Below are 20415 nucleotides of genomic sequence, written 5' to 3'. Positions count from 1 at the left end.
AATCATTTAATCTTTATTCATAATACCTTATTCGGTAAAATATGTAAACAAATTCCTTGCAAGTATTTCCAACTTCGCAAAATTATGTATATCAAAAAACAATATCACACGTTATAATTTTACATATAACTGAGTATACATCTCTCACGCAATAAGGAGTGTTCCTATGAATTTAACTATCCTTCTCGTCACATTCATAACTATTACCCTCATCTTCAATGGTTTAAAAAAAGGTGCCATTCGCTTCTCATATAAAAAACTAGTTATCGGGTTAGTCGCAACACTAATAGCCATAAATGGAATATTGTTCTTTATATTGTAAAAAAGCACACGTTTTATCATGTGCCTTTTTCATTTCTACATCTATTGGTCAGTTATCACCAACATATTCGACTCATCAAACTCCCAATCCTCAGCAAATGCCACTTCCCAATAGTAGCCATCAATATCAGTAAAATAACCGCCGTAACCGCCCCAATCATTTCTGTGCGGCTTTTTCACAATTTTCGCTCCAGCTGATTTTGCACGTATCATTACTTCGTCTACTTCTTTCGCAGACTTTGCATTATACGCTAAAGTGATGCCAGGAAACCCATTTGAAACCACAGGTGTATTGTCTTTATTTATATCTTTTGCTAGTTCTTCAAGAGGATATAGCGCAAGTCTTGTTCCTTCATTTCGAAAGAAAACAATCGCAGGAATTTCCTCAGTGCCTTTGATAGAAGTTTCAAAGCCAAGTTCCTTGAAAAATTGATGAGATTTTACAATATCCTTAACACCAAGAGTTAGTAAATTGATACGGTTCATAATTTTAAGCCTCCATTAATTGGTATTCTGTTTACTTCTCTATCATTTTTCAATTCCCTTCCTTACCCAAAAAATAAGCATTAAACCATAGGCTTAACGCTTAGACAAGAATTAATTGTATTTGTAATATCTTCCAATTATCTTCAATCATCTTTTGAAAAGCAACGTTAGCTTCACCGTCTCAGAGTAATATTAACAAATACTGTTAATCTCGAAAACAATTAAACATAAGTAAAAATCACAATTAATGCGACTTCAAAAGTTAGTAAATAAATCATATATTTCCCGTACTTAAACGTGCCATTATCGTAATGATTTTTGTTGTTAGCCTTTTTTGGTCCGATAAATGTCCAAATAAATAGCCCGATCACGGTTAAAAAAAGCAGGATTTTAACGATTGTTAATACTTGCATAGAAAGTCTCCTTCACAAATGTTATATTATGTATATGTTACAATAAAAATAAATTTCTCTCAAATTATTCCATCATCTAGTTTTCTAGCTTTTTTTATGTAACTATGTTATGTCCTTTACTAAATCATTAAAAAAGCGTCACTACATCGTGTAGCAACGCATTATATTTCTATCATAAGGAAAGTACGAATTATTTCGCGGCAATTCCTTTTTTAACAAGTATGAGATTCAATCTTTCAGAGCTTACTAGCATGGCTGCAACAAATAATAGAATATAAAATGCAAAGATTCCGATTGTTGTATTAGATGCCACAAATCCTAGTAACGGTGGCAAAAATGTACTACCCGTATAGGCAATTGCCATTTGATACCCCATAATTGTCTGCGAGTGCTTCTTCCCAAACCGAATTGGTGTTTCATGAAGCATACAAGGAAAAATTGGTGCTAGCCCTAAACCAACTAAAATAAGACCAATTAGAGAGAAAAGTGCTGGCAATGGTAGTAGTAAACATACTGCACCTGATAAAGCGATTATTTGTCCGGTGCGAATAAGCGTCCGATTACTCACTTTAAATGTAATAAAGCCAGTAATAAAGCGCCCAACCGTGATTCCTGCAAAATAAAAGGAAACCCATTGTGCAGCAACTGGAACAGAAATATCTTTTATATTTACTAAATAGCTGCTTCCCCATAGACCGACTGTTGCTTCAACACCGCAATAAAATAAAAAGGCGGCAAGTGACCATTTGACTCCTTTAATTTGTAACGGTTTTAGCTGGTTACCCTCTAATTCCATATCAGAAGCTTTTGAATCAGCTGCTACTTCATTCGTGTTTTGGTTACTTTTTGCTGTAACCCTTTTCCACAATGGTAATGAAAGCAAAAGAATCAATACTAAAGTAAATTGAAGCCCGGCAATCGCAAGATACCCGTTCCCCCAAGCATTGCCTCCAGAAATAAATTGAGCCATTACGACAGGACCGAACGTTGCCCCAACTCCCCAAAAGCTATGTAACCAGCTCATATGATGTGCCTTATAATGAATCGCGACATAATCATTTAATCCCGCATCAATTGCACCTGCACCTAATCCGAGTGGTATCGCACATAAAAATAACCAGATAAGTGATGGTGCAAAGTAAAAGCCGAGCAACGCACATGCAGTTATTAACGTACTAACAACTGTCACCTTTGCCGTTCCAAACCGCTTCAGGACTCTACCACTTAATAAGCTTGAAATAATGGTACCACCTGCAATCGTCATAAACAATAAACCTGCAGTCTCAAGCGGTGCATCAAAATCCGATTGCATAACAGGCCACGCAACTCCCAATAACGAATCTGGTAGACCTAAACTAATAAACGCTAAATAAATAATTAACAAAAGCAATGTTGCCATAAAAAACCTCTCCTAAATACAAATCATTTATTTATCATTAACTGAAGCCCGAGACTTTGTAACCCGAATAAATAATCTTCCTTCCAATCACTTCTCGTCAGCTCCGGTAAATGTTCCTTTGCTATATAATTTGTGCTGCATTCAATAATTTTCTCAATTGAGGATTCATCAAGGTCATCGTTACAAAAAATAAAACTATGCGGATTCATCATTGCCGTAAACGAGGCAACTAATCGACTTATCGCATCTACCTTTTCATCCCCGTGCTTACCCTTTTCCAACGCCTGCCAAAAATTACGGTCATCATATTGAGGAACGAATGAAACCTCTCCTGCAAAAAACGTACTGCCGCGCACAACATCTCCATTAATCAGTAATCCGGCACCTGGTCCATTTTGACCTATATACAAATAGATTAAAGAGTGGCTGTTCTGATTTCCCTGTCTTTTGTGATAGCCAAGTACTGCAGCATTCATATCATTTTCTACAACGACATCGATTGAAAAGTAATTTTCAAAATATCCCTTTATATCAAAATGCTTAAACTGCTCATAGTCAGGAATATGAAAAATTCGCCCCTCATCTACTGCTCCTGGAACACCTATTGCTAACGATTTAATGTTTGGATGCCTAGTCATAATGCTATCAATATAGGTTGTTAAAATCTGTAACCCATCATCGATTAGAAAACTGGAAAAGGTGCCTTGTTCCTTTATTTCTCCTAAACAATTAAAGATTGTATAATTCGTCTCTGTTCTTTCTAAAAAAATCGCTAGGCCGAGCATATACTCAGGGTTATATTGATATCGCTTTGCCCGTCTCCCTCCACTGGACTCATCTAGGCCGACCGAAAAAATCTCCCCTTCTTTCTCCATAGTTGCTAAAAATTTACTTATCGTCGGAAAACTTATGTCTAATTTCTCATTCATTTCAACCTTTGTTGCACTACCTAATTCGATAAGAGTAGTCCTTATATTGCTAAGTATTACCTTTTTCATTGATTTGGAACTAAGCTCCACATCGTTCACCACCTATTCCTTCAACACTTATTAAATAACTTTAAAAAGTGCCATTAAAAAACTTATTTAATCCGTTTAATAAGTAATGAGGATACTATACCATATAGAATTGGGGTTAACAATCGAGTTTATTAAAAAACTTTAGTAGTTAAAAAATATAATTTTCTTAAAGGCGAAATAATGTGACAAAACTGTAACATAGATAGGTTTATTGTAAGAACAATCAATGGTAGCCTCACCTGCTAATTCCTTATAATAGTAACGATTAATGAATAGTCAGGAGGAAACTGCTGTTGATCGAATGGGCTCAGGAAGCAAATATATTTATCCAGTACATTGTTCTCTTTTTGTTAGCATTAGCACCGTGGATGGATGTCTCAATTATCGTACCATTAGGAATTGTTTGGGGATTGCCTGCAATTAGTGTCAGCGTCGTGGCATTCTTTGGTAATTTTCTATTACTATTTTTACTAGGTATTTTCTTTAAGCAAATTGACAAATGGCGGGAAAATCGAAAGCAAAAGAAAGGCATAATCAATCCAACCAAAAAAGAAAAACGCTCACGTGAAATTTGGGAGAAATATGGTATTCCCGGATTGGCATTACTAGCACCCATATTTGTAGGTACTGATATTGCCGCAATTATCGCACTTACCTTTGGGAGTTCAAAAATCTATGTCGTCGGATGGATGACATTTAGTTTAGCAGTATGGACAATTGTCTTTGCTGTAGGATCGGTTTATGGTTTTAGTCTTTTAAATTTGATATAAAACTGAAGCTAACTAAAAATGTTGATGCCAATTTAAGCTTGTCATCAACATTCAAAATGATTATTTCGTTCATTTCATTTCCGCTTGCTTCATATAATATTCAACCGCCTGATTTAGCCATTGCTGTTCATCTTCTGTAAATGGCGATGGAGTCATGTCTTCAAATTCTTGAATCTCCATTTCCTCCACATCAACATCTGCTAAATGTTTCATCAAATCCTCACCAAGAAATGAGAACGTTGCCTCAAGATACGTTTTTATCATCGCTTGTACTCCAGCATCCTCAATAGGTTTACCATATAGTTTTTTTAGTTCCTTAGATAGTTGAATAAACGTTTGGTCTAAGTTGACTTTTTCCTGCTCCGATTTATTTAACAAACCTTCAACAACATCCTCTGACAAATAGTGTTCCATCCATTCTCTTTGCTTCGCTTCCGTTTGCATACTATGAATAAGGCTAAGTAAGATGGCACTATCTACCTCACCCTCTTTTTCAAGAAGCATCATCACTCGTTTTACAGCAGCCATCGATTGTTCAATTCTCTCTTTTTCATTCTCTAATCCTTGTAAGTGAAGTGCCAACGTACGATTTAAATCGCTAGTAAAACTTGCTTCACCTAACAAGTCAGCAATATTATCCAAGCTATACCCAAGAAACTTTAAACATAAGATTTTTTGTAATGTTAAGATGTCTTGATGATCGTATATCCGATGCCCAGAGGTGGGATGCTTATCTGGTTTCAGTAGTCCGATATCATCATAGTAATGAAGCGTTCGAATTGAGACTCCAGTCTTCTTTGAAAATTCACTTATTGAATATTTCCTAGTCCCTTTCATTCACATTCCCTCCATAAAAAAGTATATAACCATTATAAAACCTCTAGTTACTAGAGGTTCAAGAGGAAATTTGAAAGATATAACTGCCATGTAGATGACCATTTCAACAACGTAGCATACGATTAGTCCACGATTATTATCAAAAAATATACATTGCATGAATTAATCATAAAACTCCATATGCGTCTTATCGTTTTTATAATAATCCAGTCTATCCTGCAAAGTACCTGTATGAAATTCAAATTTATGTCCATCGGGGTCTGTAAAGTAAATAGACTTTTTATCTCTTTCCTCTCTCGGGCGTCCTGACAAAATATTTACATTTAATCGCATTAGTTTATCGTACATCGTATCAAATTCCGTCTCATCGATTGAAAATGCGATATGTGTGTAAGACTGACTAATTTCATTGCGCGGGATATCTTGTTCTTCATTCAACGCAAGCCACATGCCATTCAAATCAAAATAGGCAGTGCTCCTCCCCTTCACTAGCAGCTTAGCATCAAAGACACTTTCGTAAAACGTAATTGATTTTGCTAAATTAGACACAGAAAATAAAAAATGATTTAAACCTTTTATTGACATGTAACCACCTCAGGTGAGTATATTTCACGGAAGGCTAGTTCAAATAATATCGAAGCTATGCCTGTCGAGTACTCTATTAATTGTCTTGTTATCTATTTCTCTATCATTACGTAAACTCCTTTTAAACAAAAGAACTGACATTAAACCGGTTACCGTCTAAATCATAGAAATGAAACATCGACAATCCTCCTTCCGTAAAACCTCCAATTTCACCAACTTCAATGCCGCTCTCTTTGAGGAAATGATAATACTGAAAAAAGTCATCTCGATTTTGGATAAAACAGATCGGTCGAATGCTACCATCAGTTCTCCCATTATGGTCTGAAGTCCTTTCAAGAATCCATTTTGACTTTCCATTCGGATCATGATTCACACCTAATGACATCACGACAAAATCTTCATTAACCTTTTCAGCTTCTAATTCCATACCAACAAAATCCTTGTACCACTTAACTGATTTCTCCAAGTCTCCCACACCAATCCGAACGCATGTATCACTGAAATTATCACTGTCTGGAAATGCTACCTGAGAATTTTTTATGTCATCTTGAAACGTTATTCTCATCCGTTCAGAAGTTACCCATGCATCAAAATATTTGTGACCACCTGGACCATCATAGATGTCTGAAACCTGTATATGATTTTCAGAGAAACTTACATGTGTTTTACTTAAATCTGTTGCCTTAAAACAAAGACGGATTGCTGGACTCGGCGTACCTCGATTTGCATAGTGAAAAGGAAGCTGTTGATTTGATAGATAGGATACTACCCACATTCCCATTCCCATATGTGTCATCTTTCCTTTGATGGCTCTAGGGTCAACTAGCCACGCTTCTTGTTGTTCAATTCTCCATCCTAAATAATGCTCAAACCATTTAATCACATCATCATGGTTTTCATAGTGGACATCAATTTGAGCACCGTCGTATAGGAGCTGTGGGACATGGTTACTTATCTTTGGAGTTGTCCTTGAGATCCTCATTTTAATTGGTACATATAAATGAATGATAGACTTCCCTTCCGGATCATCTGCGGGATTATTCATATTAAATTCAAGAGTTAACCGTTCAAAGTCGGGCTCATACTCACTCTCGGGCAACCATTGACCATACATATACTTATAACCTAGCTCTAGCCTATTAGGAGTATCATAGTATCGATACAGCGCATACAAGCCACTGTCTAATGTTCTAAATTGAATCTCTTGATGATTCCCCTTATCAAAATGTGCAGGTATTGTCACACATGCATCATGACGACACCTTTCACTTGCTACAAAATCGGGATTGTCCAAAGAAATACCGATAAATGCTTGTTCTGGTGGAAATAGCTCATTTTCAAGGGCCCATTTTAATAAATTCTCCCAATGTTCTCCCGTTGCTTCACGATAACTACCAACCTTTCTAAAGCATGCAACCTCATATGAGGGTAGTTCGACCAATTCAATTTCCAACTTTCTCACCCCTTTAATTGGTAATATTATCCTTACTTCTCTATCAATCTTTGAATTCCTTCTTCCTAAATCACATCAAAAAAAAAAAAAAAAAACGATACTTTAAATAAGTACCGTACTTCGATAGTGGTGAAAGTAGCCTGAAGATATTAGTGAGGAAATGAAGGCTTTGAAAGTGGTCATACCTCTTGAGCCGAACAAGCAGCAAATTTCAGGGTACTGATACAAAAACCGATAGCTACCAAAAGGTTACAATGGGTCAAACACCCCTAAACCTTTTCATCATTTTAATCTTATACGTAGGTCATTATTAATCAACTCTCATTTTACTGCAATCGTATAAAAGGATTCCCCAAGTAATTCCTTCACCTCATATTGTGCTGACGATAGCTCTTTTTCAACAAAGGCTTTCACATCCGATTTTTCAAGCTGATACATTACTTCAATTTCTTTTGAGAAAAGCAGTGCCTCTTCTTCAAGTAAAGCAGATAAAGGTTGTTGCTGAGATGGAATTGGTTGTTCACCGTGCACTTGTGTTAATGCTGACACATAATCTTCAAAACGGCGACTCCCAACGATTTTTACGCCTTTCTTTTCTTCATTTACGAGTATAATGGTCGGAAATCCTCTCGCACCTAGCTTTTTAGTTAGTGCAAAGTCTTCATTTAATAAATCAATTCCAGTTTGTTCATTGGCTTCTTTTACAATCGCCTTCCCATTTAGCCCCACGCCGTTTACGATTGCTTCTAGCTCATGTACCTCACCAATATTTTTATTGAACGCAAATAGCTCGACTCTCGCACGTCGCAAGAACGTAAATGCTTTCTCCTCACCGTAATGTTTTTGAATTACTTTAAAAACGCGTGATGGCGGGTATGATGATTGAACGGGATTGTCAATCATTAATGAACCATCGATCGGCATCCGGTAATGTTCCCCTACTTCTCTCCAATGTTTGGCTACATCACTTGGGCCATGAATGCCGTTAGCTGGATCAACCGGACCTCCATGCCATTTCTCTAATAATCCGCCCATAACCGTTTTGAACTGCACATATTGTCCGTACTGCTTCATAAATCGACGCAAAATTGGTTCTAATGCCCAGCAATGTGAACAAATAGGGTCTGTTACATAATACATCTCAATCTTTTTCACCGGCTCATTAAAATCAATCGTTTGCACGGCATCGTCATTTGCTACACCACATACACCTGTTTCCACATCACATACAAGGTTATTGCTTGTCATATTAATCATTCCCCTTTTCAACTGAGTTTTTAATATAAAGGCTGTTTTCGTAAACATTGTTGCTTTTAACTGAGTTGTCGTTTAGGGTTTGTCTTCTCTACAGTACTCGCCGCGGGGTGGGTGGTGAGCCTGTCTAGCTTCGGCGGCTATCGACTAACAAACCCTTAAAAAGGTTAGTGCAAAAAGCCACAATCTTTTGAAAAGAGCCAATATAAATCTGGCAAATACTGTACTAGAGCCCTAGACAGACTACTTATTTGCTTCTTACTAGTAGTTTAGTAGATAATAAAATCGAAGCATACCAATAGTTCCTTAAATGTGTTGGATATCCGACACATGATAAAAATTGTTGGAAAAGTAGGAGAGGAGATTTGCGATGACGGAAACAAAAACAGACCCGCGCATCATACGAACTCGTAAATTAATTATGGATTCCTTTATCGATTTATCTAGTAAGAAAGAGTTTAAAGATATTACCGTGAAGGATATTACAACAGCAGCAATGATTAATCGTACAACCTTCTATTATCATTTTGAAGACATTTATGACTTATTGGAAAAAGCATTATCAGAAGTGTTGTTAATAAATTTAAACTACGATTACTACAAACATGACACTCTCAATGAAGACGTCTTCGTTCGAATTTTCTTCGCGATCACAAATTTTCAAAAATCATTATCTACTCGCTGTCATAGAGGATACGAAGAGACCATTAGCAGAATTATTAGGGAACAACTCGAAATCATTTTTTACAAAATGCTGCATCAACAACATTCTCTTGAGGAAGATGAACCATTAAGAATGACGGCTGTCGTCCTCAGTTGGGGAATATTCGGGGCTTCTGTTGAATGGAGAAGAAATCGTGAAAAGGTTACTCCTGAAAACTATATTAAATCCGTCATTCCTTATATCCTGTCAGGAATAGCTCGTTCGAAAACATGACCTAGTTACATACATAGCATACGTTTAAAACTACCTTCTATAAGAAAAAGCCTAAAATAAGCTGGCTATTTCCTATCGCTTATTTAGGCTTTCTACATTCATTCAATTTGAAACACTCTCACCTTATTCCACTTATCTTGCCAATTCTTCTTCGCAACCCGTTCATGATATACATTCTTCAACGCATCATTTTCAGCAAAATATCGGGTTGGCCTTACTTCTAAATTCAAGACATCGCTTAGCCCACATGGAGCAGTTAATAATAGATTATCTTCTTCATCGAGCTTTACCCCTAATGCTGTGGCGGTTTCAGGAAATTTTGAAATCGCATCGACAGAAGATGTATAGCGAGCAATTCCATTGGCAAGGTGCATTCGCGCTTGATTTTTAACAGACCATGGTACAGTCGGGTTTTGCCTTCTTAACTCACCTTCCAAGCGCTTTTCTTCTGCTTTACTAATGTTTGATGGATCAAAATAGATGACATCGATATCAGGTATAATCGTACGTGCTTGAAAATGATGTAGGGTGTCCCAAATTTTCGAGCGGACAAACCCCGCACAAATCCACCAATCTGGAAGCTGTAATTGCTTTGCCATAACGAGTACGTCCATCATCCATTCGTCTTCTTTAATGAGTTCAATAATATCTTGTTCCGTTTGCAACATAACTTGGCACCTTTCCAATTAATCTCACCTTCTTAATATTTCACAATAATTCGTTTTGTTAATACGCGAATAACCAGACAAACGAGAACTATTGCAACAACTATACCAATCAACGGAAATACGATTGGAACTTCTAATTCCTTCAAAAAGGCAGGAACAGGCAACCCAAAGCTAATCGATACGAGTAAATCCTGAACATAAATCAATATAAACGCCAATACAATCGAAACGATACCTAAAATTCCTAAACGACTAAACGCAGCGCCAACTAACCATCCTGCTATATAATATGTGAAAAGATTTATTGCAAAAACGACCAATGCAAGAATCCAATTAGAACTTAAATCTACATATGGTGTAAAAATTATAGAAATAATAATATCGGCTATTCCATTCCCTTCGTCGACAACATTTAAACTTTCAAACGATTCGTATACTACCCGGACGTTCATGATTTTAAAAATAAGGTCAAGAATAGTCGATACAACTGCACTAATAATTGGAATCGCGACGGCTACACCGAATGTGCCAATCAATGTCCCCTTAAAGTAATCTTTTCTCGTCACACCATTTCGAACAAAACTAGGTAAAAATGCGATGGCTGAAATAATTCCAATGACTAGCATAAAAATATTCGCGGCAATAAATGTAGCATCATAAAACGAATTCTCATTAGATGATTTGAAAAATGTTGTGACCGTTTTGACAACTTGAATAATCAACATCACAATAAGAAATTGAAATGCCCATTTCGATTGAATAAAAAACATATCTTTTGCGACCTTTGGATAAATTCGCGGCTGCCTCATCTTATTCCTCCTCCTCTGTTAAATGGATAAATAAATCCTGTAAAGAAATCGGTCCTAATTCAAGTCCATTCGCCTGCGCTTTTTCTCGCTCCGAGTCACTTAATTCACCATAAATCATCACTGATTTTAGATGACCTAACGATTTTGTATTTAGTTGTTTCTTTTCTTGAACAAACAAATCGACATCTTCAGCAGGACCAGTAACTGCGGTTCCTTTCGAAGTAACCGCTTCAAACTCCTCTTGAAGAATCAGCTTCCCCTTATGAAGAAACAACACTTCATCAAATAAATGCTCCATTTCAGAAACAAGATGTGTAGACAGAATCATCATGCGTGGAAATCTCGCTTGTTCTTCTAACAGCTCCTCATAAAAAATCTCTCTTGTTGGCGCATCCATCCCATTATATGCTTCATCAAAAATCGTAATTGGTGCCCTGCTTGCTAAACCGATCGTAACATTGACAGCAGCTTGCATACCTTTTGATAATTTTTTCACTGACTTTTTCATAGGCAGCCTAAACTTTTGCACAAGGTAATCTGCATACTTGCTATCGAAATGTGGCCGATACTGGCTAACCCATTTTAATAGTTGACTAACATTATCCGTTTCATCTGTATAATCTTTATTAAAAATAAAATTGACTTGCTGCATGATTTTTGCATTTTCAAAAGGAGTTTCTCCATCAATTGTGAGCGTTCCGCTAGTCGGCTCTTGAAATGAAGCAAGCATCGATAACAAAGACGTTTTACCCGCTCCGTTTCTTCCAATCAAACCATAAATCCCCTGACCGTTTAACTGGCAATTTATTTCCTTAAGTGCATAATTACTCTTATATTTTAATGAAAGATTATTCATTTCAATTTGCATTGTCATTTTATTCACTTCCTTTGCATGATTTGATTAACTCGACTAATTCCTGCATCGTAATTCCAAGCTTCTTTGCCTCTTGAACGAGACCAACAACATAATTATCTAAAAATGCGTCTTTCCTTTTTTGAACCAGCTTCTCTCTTGCACCATCGGCTACAAACATTCCAATCCCCCGCTTTTTAAATAAGATACCTTCTTCTACTAGCTGGTTAACTCCCTTTGATACAGTCGCATGATTAATTTTATAAAAGCTAACTAACTGATTCGTTGATGGAGCCTGTTCCCCTTCTTTCAATTGCTCATTCACAATTTGATCCTCAATCCTCTCACGAATTTGCAAATAAATCGGTTTATCTTGATCTAATAATTTACTCAATGATTTCACCACTCTTCATCTTAAACATCAACTCTCAATCCTTAACTGTTGTATGGTTATATACTTATGTGTATAACCATATCACCGGACAACCTTTTAAGTCAATAGAAAAAAGCTAAGAAACTTTATAGATTCCTTAGCTTGAACGTTCATTTAATATGTAAGTTAACGGGGTTATCTTCGTTATTCGTTGTTTATCAAGTCTATCCTTTCTTTCACAACATCACGTTTCCCTTTGTCTTGCCATTCAACGATGAGATAAAAATCACGCATGTCATCGAATGTAATCGGCTTACCATTCTCATCTAAGTATGCTCCACCATTCGTCGACCCTATCGTCTTTTCAGCAATATTAATATCTGCTTCACCAGAAAATGAACTACTATTTATGAGTGTATCTTCACCATTCAAATTTGCATATATTTTATATTGAAAAAAGTCAGCTAGATGCTCGTTTCCAGTTTTCATCGTTAAAGTACCGTTACCTGCTTTGAAAGAATCAGCTGTTATTGCTACTTCATAACCTGTTACATTCCATGACTCGCTTTCACCTGTAAATGTAAGCTGCTGTTGCTTACTTGTTTCGTCGTTATGACTACAACCAACTAGGTAACAGATAATTAGTACGAAACTGAGAAAATGAGCTTTCTTCATTATTCTAAAAATGTTCATACACCCCAAAAATTTTATAGTAGGTTATTAGTTAATAACCATTGTTCAAATTTCCTCGCTCCGTCAAAATAGTCCAGTTCTTCGTTTTCAATAGAAAATATTTTAATACCAAAATACTCTAATCGTTCAGATTTCTCTGTAGGAACTTGAAAACCATAGAACTCAAAATCAAAGAAAATATCCCAAATATCTTCATTAAGTCTTTTTAAAGCAATCGCTTCAATATCATGACCATTTTCATAATAACCTATATGTAGATGATATCTATCGTCATATACCATTATACTTCACCTCATTGATAAGCCTTCAATTGTTTGAGATTGATACGTTATGATTATCATAGTTCATTAAGTGTTTTGACAAAGCCGGTGCTTTTCACTAAATAGCCATGACTTTCATAGAACTTATGAGCGATTTCGCGTTCTGCACGGTTACCGCTATTTAACACAATTCCATCTACACCTAGTTTTTTTGTAAATTCTTCAACTTTACGTAATAAAAGGGTGCCGATTCCTAGATTGCGGTAACTTGAATCAACGACAAACGCGACAATACGAGCGTACATCCCATCCATGTTATAGAGATGACCTGTATGAAAACCAATCATTGCGACAACCTTCCCGTCTATACAGGCCAGAAGCGTATAATGATGTGGCGTACTGACAATATCGTTGAACCTTACTTTCATTTGTTCAAATGTTGTCGGATAACCGAGTTCGCACATTAATCGTGCTAAATCATTTACATCGTTGGAAGTAGCTTCTCTAATCTCCATTTTAGCTATCCTCTCTTATAGTTTCTTAGTTTTATAGATTTGTATACAAGCTGATCAATACTAATTTTAAATAGGTGTATATTTTATCCAAATTATACCATATACTAGCCGCTCGCTATTAAAAATTGAAACAGATATATACCCAAAACATCTGAAAGTCTAAAATAATCGAGATACATCAAAAAAAACCCTTTCTTACAAGAAAGAAGGGGTTGAAAATTTCATCTCATTATTCTAGCTTTACTTTTAATACACCATCACCTACTTTTGCTCCTGGTTTTATACTTTGTGACGTCACAAAGCCATTACCTTCACGTTGAACTTCCAAACCAGTAAATCTACTAAATTGATTTATTTCTCTTAAACTCCAATTCTTTAAGTCTGGCATTATCATAGCACCATCTGTTTTCAGCAAGATATTCGTTCCATTCAACACTTGCTCTCCTTTTGCTGGTGATGTTTCGATTATCTTTTTGCCATTTCCTAAAACAATTGGTTCCAATCCTGTTTTTTTCAACTCCTCAACAGCATCTGTAACCGGCTTATTCTCATAATTTTCTAAGCTAACCGAAGCTACATCTATTTTTGTAACCTTCTTTGTCCCTTTATCTGCCGTAGCATCTAATTTTTTCAATCCATATTCCATCACAGGATTGACGATTTCCGAAACTGGATTTGCACCGACTTCGTCTGCAGCTAATTGGGGCTTTTCGACTGCTACATAAACAATTAATTTTGGGTCCTGCACTGGTGCCATTCCTAGAAATGAGAAGATGTAGTTATTTCTCCCTGTCTGATAGCGACCATTGCCATCGGGAATTTGAGCCGTTCCCGTTTTCCCTGCTACTTCGTATTCAGCTAACTGAAACTTCTTCCCGGTGCCATCATTCACAACTGTAGCAAGAAGATTTCTCGTCTCCAATGCAGCTTCTTTCGATATCGGCGTACCTGTTACTTCTGGTACCTTTTCTTTCAGGACTTCTTCCTCATCATTCATTACCTGCTTAATCACATATGGCCTCATCATCTTCCCATCATTTGCGATAGCTGAAGCAGCAGTGACCAATTGGATTGGGGATATCGTTGAGCCTTGACCAAACGATGTTGTTGCTTTCTCAATCTCATACGCCTTTAGCAAAGTTCCTTTCTTCTCACCGCTTAAATCAATCCCAGTTGTACTAGTAAATCCAAAATCATGAAGATAATCATAATATTTATCAAACCCTAACTTATCTTTTGCAATGATCGTAAACGCAACATTTGAAGAGAGCTGGACGCCTTTGTCATACGTAATCATACCCCAGCCATGGTCATTATGATCGTGAATCGTCTCTCCTGAAATCGTAATTGAGCCTGATTTGAACTGCTCATTCCCATTGTAAACTCCTTCATTTATTGCGGCTGCTAAGGTGAATATCTTCATTGTTGAACCTGGTTCAAATGGATAAGAAATCGCATAGTTAAGATAGTTTACTTCATTCTCTTTATTAGGATATAAAGACGGTCGATTGCTTAAGGCTACGATTTCTCCAGTTTTCGGGTCCATGACAATTGCGATGATTTTTTCAGGCTGATAATTGTTTATCACTTGATTCATCGCATCCTCTAACACAGTTTGAATGTTTCGATCAATTGTCGTGATAATATGGTTACCGTTCTTCGGCGGTTTTGAAGTAGTCGCATCAGAAGGTAAGCTTAAACCTGAATTAATAAAACCATCGACCTTTTGTTTAATAAACCCATCTTCACCTGTTAATTGCGGTGAATATTGCTTTTCAATTCCGGCTATTCCTTCACCTTCAAAATTCGTAAGCCCGACGATATGTGATGCAAAATCACCTAATGGATACGTCCGCTTCATCTCCGGTATTAACACGATGCCCGGAAGCTTTAGCTTACTAATCTTTTGCATTTGAGTTATTGTAATATTCTTACCAATTTTACCTAACTCAACCTGATATGCATTTTTATCTTTCGTAAGGAGAGCTTCGATTTTGCTTGTATCAGCATTTAATACACCTGACAATTTCTCTGCTGTATGGGAAATATCTTTGACATGATTATCATTTTTTTTACTTAGAATTGCCACAATCGAATAAACTTGTGACTGTACGGCCAATTTTTTACCTTCTCTTGTTCGGATTTCACCTCTCGTGCTTTTAATCGTCTCGCTCGCTGTTACGACTTTCTCCTGCCCTTCAAGCAGATTGACACCATGAATATGTCCAGTCGCCATGATATAAATAAATCTCGCCAATACGATTAAAAAGCATCCTAGAAATAATAGTGATAAAATTGAAGCCCCTCTTTTCATATTTGACGACTTAACAGGTTTCATTTGTACTCCTTTGAACGTTTTCTCTTTGATTATGGCTCTTAGCTAAAAGATTGTTACTTTTTTAAGACAAACTTTAAGACCAATCCTATGTCTAAAGCAACAATGTCTACGAAAACAGCCTTGTTTATTTAATGAATCTTACGTACTACTACTTTGCAATGTTGCTTGAACACTCTGATTAGACTTTTTCCGTTGTAGCATACGCACATAAAGATTATTAGCTAACAAGGCAACGATAATAAAAACTGTCCCAATCAGGTCAAATCTAGTAACAGGATTCCCTTGAAAAATTGAAATAGCTAGCGTTGTCACCGGAACAAAGTTTATAAACAGCAGTCCATTTAACGGTGATAAAATACTCACACCAACATTCCAACCAAGCAGTGCAATGACACCCGGGAAAATAATCATAAACAATAGATGATAACCTACTTCGCTGATACTATTGACCGTCGGTACAGATATCATCCCTAACATCGTTGCACCTACAACAATAACAATTGCCGTAACTGTTCCAAGTAAACAGCTTAACGTTGAATACCGTAACACAGACCAGCCACGGAATTCACTGCCACCCATCGTATAAATAACCCAGCCAATCACGGCAATAAAGATGAGAAGCGTTGGAAAAAGTGAATCTGTAGCGCTTAGAAACGTGTTTATATTCCCTTTTGTAATGACAAACAAAGCACCTATAAACGAGATAAGAACACATAGTAATGTAAATCGATACGGTCGTCTTTTATATAGCATCCATACAATAACAATCGATATCATTGGCATGAGCGATTCCATAATTGAAGCGACCATCACTCCTGACGAGCCTAATAAATCCTCTCCCCAAAAGATGAGTAAATTATATACGGTAAACGCCATCGTACCGAAAAACCACAACTTTACACCTTTTCCTTCAAACCGGAATGCTTGCTTACCCTCTTTCCACAACAGCATCGCAACTAAAATAACAGTAACTGCACCATAACGAATAATTGTAAAATAAAAGGGATCAATATGTTTAAATGCAGCATGTGCGACAGGAAACATCGCTCCCCATGAAGCTGCCGCAATAAAACATAAAATCGCTCCTACTAAAACATTATTTTTCAATATACATACCTCTCTTCATCTGCAATATCAATACCATAATCATCAGGCTTTTTTAACATCTTGTAAAATGAATGTTTATAATGATTACTATCAATATTTTTGATATCATAAAGATAAACGAAATATGTCATTGAGGTGAAATCGCGATGGAATTTAAAGATTTAGAGATCTTTCAAAAAGTAGCGGAAAGAGGAACGGTTACAGAGGTTGCAAAAGAATTTAAATATGTGCAGTCAAACATTACATCAAGAATTCAAAAGCTTGAAACGGAATTGAATACCCGCTTATTTAATCGCCATCGCCGTGGTATGACTTTAACACCAGAGGGGAAAAAACTATTATCTTATAGTAATCAAATCTTACTATTAAAAGATGAAATGGAAAAAGTGGTCCAAAGCAATGAAGAACCACACGGAAAACTAGAAATCGGAACAGTCGAAACAGTTTTTCATTTACCTAAAATATTATCTTCCTATATCAAAAAATATAAAAATGTCGATCTCTCACTCTTTACCGGTGTTACAGAAACATTGGAGGAAGAAGTATTACGACATAAACTCGACGGAGCATTCGTGACAGAATCAACATTTCACCCAGATTTAGTTTCACACGAAGTATTTCAAGAGGAGCTTGTCTTAATTTCAGATACACGCTCAACTACATTAGAACAATTAAACGGTCAACCAATATTATGCTTTAGTGAAGGGTGTGGTTACCGAGCACGCCTCAAATCATGGTATAAAGACCAAAACATCGCACCTCAAAAAATTATGGAATTCGGAACATTAGAAACAATCCTTCGCAGTGTCGCAATGGGTCTAGGAATTACGTTTGTACCGAAATCTGCTGTACTCGAAATGGAACGAAATGGTCTCATCATATGCCATAGCCTTCCTGAAAAATATAGTAAAATTAAAACTGTTTTTATAAGAAGAGCTGACACATACTTAACCTCAACAATTGAAAAATTTATTGAGACGATTGAGGCAAATAAATAGATGTAGTGAAGCATAGGGACGGTTCTTATGCTTCCAAACAACGCATACAAAAAAATGAGTTTGGTATTATACCAGACTCATTTTCGATTTTAATTATGAAATTAGAAATCTCCTAAATTTCCTATACGCATTTAAAGTTATATAGATAAATATTGACAAACCAATCAAGCCGTAATAAACAAGCCAAGAAAAGAAATATAGGATGAATAATTAATTCAAAGACTAGTGTTCAGATAGAATAACGTATAATTTATACTACTTTCATTTCCGATAAAAATACGGACCATAGTCCCTTTCATGAGGAACGATATATGTCCAATTGAACCCTTTATCAACAACATACACATCGCTATAGTCACCAATCTCATGAAACAAATCCACTGCCTTCAATTCAGAACCATCTTCCACCTTGAAGACATCATTCGAAAGTTGAAAAAAGATATAGCAATATTGTTTATTTCCTTTATTGAAGGCTTCGTTAGCAGCTTTCCCCTCTTGTAGTCCCTTCTCTATACCGATGAATAGCTCCCATAAAAAGGGACGGCGTTCATAATTAAAATCAAAAAACGTGTCAATCCAACGATTTCTAAATTCTTCTCCTCTAGATTCATACTCTGTTACAATGATACCTTTTTTCTGCAGCTTTGTTACTAAATTCATTTTCATCCTCACAATATTATTCAGTTATTTTCTCGAGCAATTCTACCTTATATCCATCAGGGTCTCTCAATACAGCACGTTTTCCCCATTGACTCACAGTTGGTGGAGAAACAACTATGTCTCCAGAAGATGAAAACTTTTTCATTATCATCTCTATATTATCTACTTGAAATCCTAACCTTAACGTATGATCAATGCTATCCTTTTGACTAGGGTATATTTCGAAGACAAGCTGTTCAAGTTCGCACGCATAGTGTTCAGGACCATCCCCGTGTTTCTCCTTTATAAAATGGAGTCCAAGTGTTTGATAGAAAGCAACAGACTTCTCAAGATTTGAAACGCGAATCACTACAAGATTTAGCGAAATCGACATATTAAAAACTCCTTAATAATTTGATTTACATCGGCAAATATCCTTTTGTTATGTAAGTATAAAGAATAACGGTTACAAAACTAAATATCATAAACAAATTACTAATTGCTAAAACACGACTACCAGCAACACTCTCTATTTTTTCATGATCCCCTTATTAAGATATGGTTCAATTGAAGATATCTCGACACCTTGATAAAAATATTTAACAATCTCCTCGTATGATTTCCCTTCTTTCGCCATGCCATTTGCACCATACTGACTCATGCCGACACCATGACCATTTCCGAGCGTTGTAATTATTAATTTCCCATCTTCTTGCTTTATGTCAAAGTCACTTGAGGGAAGGTTTAGTGCTTTTTTGATTTCAGGCCCTGTGAATTCTTTTCCACCTATTAGAATAGTTGCTACTCGATTCGATTTTGTCAGTGTTTTATTTCCGATTACTTTTCCATTTGGGTTTAATTGAACACCCAGAGCCTTTCCTACTTGCTGGATGGTCAATATTTTCTCCCCTTTAAATTTTGGAGAATCCTTATCCCAAGGACTTGGCACACTTCTTAAATATGGAAGCTTACTACTCCAAAAGTCCTCTGAGTTTTCTGTATAACCATTACTCGTTGAAAAAAATGACGGATCAATTGGTTTATTCTCATAAGTTATAATTTCACCCTTCGTAGCGTTTACTGCATCCTTTATCTTTTCAATATTTGATTGATTACGCTCTCCCCATTGCTGCTCTAATTCCTCTATACTCTTATAAACTTGGTGAATTAAATGATTATCACTAATATGGGCATCATCAGGTATCCCTTCATACACATAATTGGAAACCATACGATGGACTAAAAAAGTTCTCGCTGCCAATGACTGTGCCTTTAAAGCCTCAATTTCAAATGTAACTGGCATCTCTGAAGCAACAACCCCTACAACATACTCCTCGATCGGTACAGACTCAATCTGGTCTTCACCTGTTCGATAAACAGCAACATCAAAATTATTTTTTTCTTGTTGTTCAAATACAGGTTGTGTTGTTTTAGATGATTCCTTTGAGCTTTTTGTAAAGACTTTTGATTGATTACTAAAAGGCATAACGATGATTGAAGGGACAATCAAAATCAATGTAATAATACAAATAAAAAAAATAATACTAGGTTTGTCCATGTTTTTCCTTGGCTTCTTTTCCTTCTGTCCATAACTAACCTCCAATATACATGTTCTTATTAAACTCTATTAGAAAATGCAAATTAGTAGACCAAGCATATCCAAATTTTACTAACAGTTAGATACATGT

Annotated in this window: 24 protein-coding genes and 1 pseudogene; 4 read left to right on the top strand and 21 right to left on the bottom strand. The window is 36.2% G+C overall.

The window, feature by feature from the left end; translation table 11 throughout:
* Positions 1 to 166 precede the first annotated feature (166 nt).
* On the top strand, positions 167 to 322 hold the full coding sequence (locus tag J2S19_RS01465; protein WP_307336115.1) for a hypothetical protein: 156 nt from the start codon (positions 167 to 169) through the stop codon (positions 320 to 322).
* 41 nt (positions 323 to 363) lie between these two features.
* Here the strand turns inward: J2S19_RS01465 and J2S19_RS01460 are convergent, their stop codons facing one another.
* From J2S19_RS01460 to J2S19_RS01445, 4 genes are all read right to left on the bottom strand, one after another.
* The gene (locus J2S19_RS01460) at positions 364 to 807 is read right to left on the bottom strand and encodes a VOC family protein (RefSeq protein WP_307336113.1); all 444 of its coding nucleotides are present in this window, start codon (positions 805 to 807) and stop codon (positions 364 to 366) included.
* A 221-nt stretch (positions 808 to 1028) separates the two neighbouring features.
* Positions 1029 to 1220 carry a hypothetical protein gene (locus J2S19_RS01455; RefSeq protein WP_307336109.1) on the bottom strand — a complete coding sequence of 64 codons (192 nt, stop codon included), beginning with the start codon at positions 1218 to 1220 and terminating at the stop codon, positions 1029 to 1031.
* Positions 1221 to 1410: 190 nt separating this feature from the next.
* Positions 1411 to 2619 (bottom strand): MFS transporter, encoded by a 1209-nt coding sequence (locus J2S19_RS01450; RefSeq protein ID WP_307336106.1) that lies wholly within the window; start codon positions 2617 to 2619, stop codon positions 1411 to 1413.
* Positions 2620 to 2642: 23 nt separating this feature from the next.
* Positions 2643 to 3647, bottom strand: coding sequence for an ROK family protein (locus J2S19_RS01445; RefSeq protein ID WP_307336104.1), 1005 nt, complete (start codon positions 3645 to 3647; stop codon positions 2643 to 2645).
* A 284-nt stretch (positions 3648 to 3931) separates the two neighbouring features.
* Between J2S19_RS01445 and J2S19_RS01440 the strand changes: the two genes are divergently transcribed.
* The gene (locus tag J2S19_RS01440) at positions 3932 to 4408 is read left to right on the top strand and encodes a small multi-drug export protein (RefSeq protein WP_307336101.1); all 477 of its coding nucleotides are present in this window, start codon (positions 3932 to 3934) and stop codon (positions 4406 to 4408) included.
* Positions 4409 to 4477: 69 nt separating this feature from the next.
* Here the strand turns inward: J2S19_RS01440 and J2S19_RS01435 are convergent, their stop codons facing one another.
* From J2S19_RS01435 to J2S19_RS01415, 5 genes and pseudogenes are all read right to left on the bottom strand, one after another.
* Entirely contained in the window at positions 4478 to 5245 is a 768-nt protein-coding gene (locus tag J2S19_RS01435; protein WP_307336098.1) for a MerR family transcriptional regulator, read from the bottom strand.
* 162 nt (positions 5246 to 5407) lie between these two features.
* Complete coding sequence (gene fosM / locus J2S19_RS01430; protein WP_307336094.1) at positions 5408 to 5830, bottom strand: FosM family fosfomycin resistance protein; 423 nt, start codon at positions 5828 to 5830, stop codon at positions 5408 to 5410.
* A gap of 121 nt (positions 5831 to 5951) precedes the next feature.
* Positions 5952 to 6395, bottom strand: coding sequence for a VOC family protein (locus J2S19_RS01425; protein ID WP_307336577.1), 444 nt, complete (start codon positions 6393 to 6395; stop codon positions 5952 to 5954).
* A 417-nt stretch (positions 6396 to 6812) separates the two neighbouring features.
* Positions 6813 to 7283: pseudogene (locus tag J2S19_RS01420) on the bottom strand (AraC family transcriptional regulator); the annotation flags it as partial.
* 321 nt (positions 7284 to 7604) lie between these two features.
* Positions 7605 to 8531: a DsbA family protein gene (locus tag J2S19_RS01415; protein ID WP_307336092.1), complete on the bottom strand. Its 927-nt coding sequence runs from the start codon at positions 8529 to 8531 to the stop codon at positions 7605 to 7607.
* Between the two features lie 376 nt (positions 8532 to 8907).
* Between J2S19_RS01415 and J2S19_RS01410 the strand changes: the two genes are divergently transcribed.
* On the top strand, positions 8908 to 9474 hold the full coding sequence (locus tag J2S19_RS01410) for a TetR/AcrR family transcriptional regulator (protein ID WP_307336089.1): 567 nt from the start codon (positions 8908 to 8910) through the stop codon (positions 9472 to 9474).
* Between the two features lie 98 nt (positions 9475 to 9572).
* Here J2S19_RS01410 and J2S19_RS01405 read toward each other — a convergent pair whose 3' ends face one another.
* From J2S19_RS01405 to J2S19_RS01365, 9 genes are all read right to left on the bottom strand, one after another.
* Complete coding sequence (locus J2S19_RS01405) at positions 9573 to 10142, bottom strand: nucleotidyltransferase family protein (protein WP_307336575.1); 570 nt, start codon at positions 10140 to 10142, stop codon at positions 9573 to 9575.
* A gap of 32 nt (positions 10143 to 10174) precedes the next feature.
* Positions 10175 to 10951 (bottom strand): hypothetical protein, encoded by a 777-nt coding sequence (locus J2S19_RS01400; RefSeq protein ID WP_307336085.1) that lies wholly within the window; start codon positions 10949 to 10951, stop codon positions 10175 to 10177.
* Position 10952: 1 nt separating this feature from the next.
* On the bottom strand, positions 10953 to 11825 hold the full coding sequence (locus J2S19_RS01395; protein ID WP_307336082.1) for an ATP-binding cassette domain-containing protein: 873 nt from the start codon (positions 11823 to 11825) through the stop codon (positions 10953 to 10955).
* Position 11826: 1 nt separating this feature from the next.
* On the bottom strand, positions 11827 to 12198 hold the full coding sequence (locus J2S19_RS01390) for a GntR family transcriptional regulator (protein WP_307336079.1): 372 nt from the start codon (positions 12196 to 12198) through the stop codon (positions 11827 to 11829).
* Between the two features lie 183 nt (positions 12199 to 12381).
* On the bottom strand, positions 12382 to 12870 hold the full coding sequence (locus tag J2S19_RS01385) for a hypothetical protein (RefSeq protein WP_307336076.1): 489 nt from the start codon (positions 12868 to 12870) through the stop codon (positions 12382 to 12384).
* 14 nt (positions 12871 to 12884) lie between these two features.
* Positions 12885 to 13151: a DUF3986 family protein gene (locus J2S19_RS01380; RefSeq protein WP_307336073.1), complete on the bottom strand. Its 267-nt coding sequence runs from the start codon at positions 13149 to 13151 to the stop codon at positions 12885 to 12887.
* A 56-nt stretch (positions 13152 to 13207) separates the two neighbouring features.
* Entirely contained in the window at positions 13208 to 13645 is a 438-nt protein-coding gene (locus J2S19_RS01375; protein ID WP_307336070.1) for a GNAT family N-acetyltransferase, read from the bottom strand.
* Between the two features lie 229 nt (positions 13646 to 13874).
* Complete coding sequence (locus tag J2S19_RS01370; RefSeq protein WP_307336067.1) at positions 13875 to 15983, bottom strand: penicillin-binding protein; 2109 nt, start codon at positions 15981 to 15983, stop codon at positions 13875 to 13877.
* Between the two features lie 138 nt (positions 15984 to 16121).
* Positions 16122 to 17090, bottom strand: a complete 969-nt coding sequence (locus J2S19_RS01365; RefSeq protein ID WP_307336064.1) for a DMT family transporter — start codon at positions 17088 to 17090, stop codon at positions 16122 to 16124.
* A gap of 146 nt (positions 17091 to 17236) precedes the next feature.
* Between J2S19_RS01365 and J2S19_RS01360 the strand changes: the two genes are divergently transcribed.
* Complete coding sequence (locus J2S19_RS01360) at positions 17237 to 18088, top strand: LysR family transcriptional regulator (RefSeq protein ID WP_307336062.1); 852 nt, start codon at positions 17237 to 17239, stop codon at positions 18086 to 18088.
* A gap of 261 nt (positions 18089 to 18349) precedes the next feature.
* On the opposite strand, the gene J2S19_RS01355 is transcribed toward J2S19_RS01360, so the two are convergent.
* The 3 genes from J2S19_RS01355 to spoIID form a co-directional block, all read right to left on the bottom strand.
* Positions 18350 to 18748: a DUF4275 family protein gene (locus J2S19_RS01355; RefSeq protein ID WP_307336060.1), complete on the bottom strand. Its 399-nt coding sequence runs from the start codon at positions 18746 to 18748 to the stop codon at positions 18350 to 18352.
* A 16-nt stretch (positions 18749 to 18764) separates the two neighbouring features.
* On the bottom strand, positions 18765 to 19121 hold the full coding sequence (locus tag J2S19_RS01350) for a VOC family protein (protein ID WP_307336058.1): 357 nt from the start codon (positions 19119 to 19121) through the stop codon (positions 18765 to 18767).
* 135 nt (positions 19122 to 19256) lie between these two features.
* Positions 19257 to 20285, bottom strand: coding sequence for a stage II sporulation protein D (spoIID, locus tag J2S19_RS01345; protein ID WP_307336056.1), 1029 nt, complete (start codon positions 20283 to 20285; stop codon positions 19257 to 19259).
* Positions 20286 to 20415 lie beyond the last annotated feature (130 nt).

This window comes from Metabacillus malikii (assembly GCF_030813355.1).
In the GTDB taxonomy this organism is placed as follows: domain Bacteria; phylum Bacillota; class Bacilli; order Bacillales; family Bacillaceae; genus Metabacillus; species Metabacillus malikii.
Note: the sequence above shows the minus strand (reverse complement) of the source record. Positions and strands in the feature narration are given on the sequence as shown.

What these genes read in the sequence shown, in the direction of transcription:
- J2S19_RS01395 (WP_307336082.1), bottom strand. Translation starts at nt 11,825, where the DNA reads ATGACAATGCAAATTGAAATGAATAATCTTTCATTAAAATATAAGAGT.
- J2S19_RS01405 (WP_307336575.1), bottom strand. Translation starts at nt 10,142, where the DNA reads ATGTTGCAAACGGAACAAGATATTATTGAACTCATTAAAGAAGACGAA.
- J2S19_RS01410 (WP_307336089.1), top strand. Translation starts at nt 8,908, where the DNA reads ATGACGGAAACAAAAACAGACCCGCGCATCATACGAACTCGTAAATTA.
- J2S19_RS01370 (WP_307336067.1), bottom strand. Translation starts at nt 15,983, where the DNA reads ATGAAACCTGTTAAGTCGTCAAATATGAAAAGAGGGGCTTCAATTTTA.
- J2S19_RS01450 (WP_307336106.1), bottom strand. Translation starts at nt 2,619, where the DNA reads ATGGCAACATTGCTTTTGTTAATTATTTATTTAGCGTTTATTAGTTTA.
- J2S19_RS01465 (WP_307336115.1), top strand. Translation starts at nt 167, where the DNA reads ATGAATTTAACTATCCTTCTCGTCACATTCATAACTATTACCCTCATC.
- J2S19_RS01400 (WP_307336085.1), bottom strand. Translation starts at nt 10,951, where the DNA reads ATGAGGCAGCCGCGAATTTATCCAAAGGTCGCAAAAGATATGTTTTTT.
- J2S19_RS01375 (WP_307336070.1), bottom strand. Translation starts at nt 13,645, where the DNA reads ATGGAGATTAGAGAAGCTACTTCCAACGATGTAAATGATTTAGCACGA.
- J2S19_RS01355 (WP_307336060.1), bottom strand. Translation starts at nt 18,748, where the DNA reads ATGAATTTAGTAACAAAGCTGCAGAAAAAAGGTATCATTGTAACAGAG.
- J2S19_RS01360 (WP_307336062.1), top strand. Translation starts at nt 17,237, where the DNA reads ATGGAATTTAAAGATTTAGAGATCTTTCAAAAAGTAGCGGAAAGAGGA.
- J2S19_RS01460 (WP_307336113.1), bottom strand. Translation starts at nt 807, where the DNA reads ATGAACCGTATCAATTTACTAACTCTTGGTGTTAAGGATATTGTAAAA.
- J2S19_RS01415 (WP_307336092.1), bottom strand. Translation starts at nt 8,531, where the DNA reads ATGACAAGCAATAACCTTGTATGTGATGTGGAAACAGGTGTATGTGGT.
- J2S19_RS01425 (WP_307336577.1), bottom strand. Translation starts at nt 6,395, where the DNA reads ATGAGAATAACGTTTCAAGATGACATAAAAAATTCTCAGGTAGCATTT.
- J2S19_RS01350 (WP_307336058.1), bottom strand. Translation starts at nt 19,121, where the DNA reads ATGTCGATTTCGCTAAATCTTGTAGTGATTCGCGTTTCAAATCTTGAG.
- J2S19_RS01455 (WP_307336109.1), bottom strand. Translation starts at nt 1,220, where the DNA reads ATGCAAGTATTAACAATCGTTAAAATCCTGCTTTTTTTAACCGTGATC.
- J2S19_RS01385 (WP_307336076.1), bottom strand. Translation starts at nt 12,870, where the DNA reads ATGAACATTTTTAGAATAATGAAGAAAGCTCATTTTCTCAGTTTCGTA.
- J2S19_RS01435 (WP_307336098.1), bottom strand. Translation starts at nt 5,245, where the DNA reads ATGAAAGGGACTAGGAAATATTCAATAAGTGAATTTTCAAAGAAGACT.
- spoIID (WP_307336056.1), bottom strand. Translation starts at nt 20,285, where the DNA reads ATGGACAAACCTAGTATTATTTTTTTTATTTGTATTATTACATTGATT.
- J2S19_RS01380 (WP_307336073.1), bottom strand. Translation starts at nt 13,151, where the DNA reads ATGGTATATGACGATAGATATCATCTACATATAGGTTATTATGAAAAT.
- fosM (WP_307336094.1), bottom strand. Translation starts at nt 5,830, where the DNA reads ATGTCAATAAAAGGTTTAAATCATTTTTTATTTTCTGTGTCTAATTTA.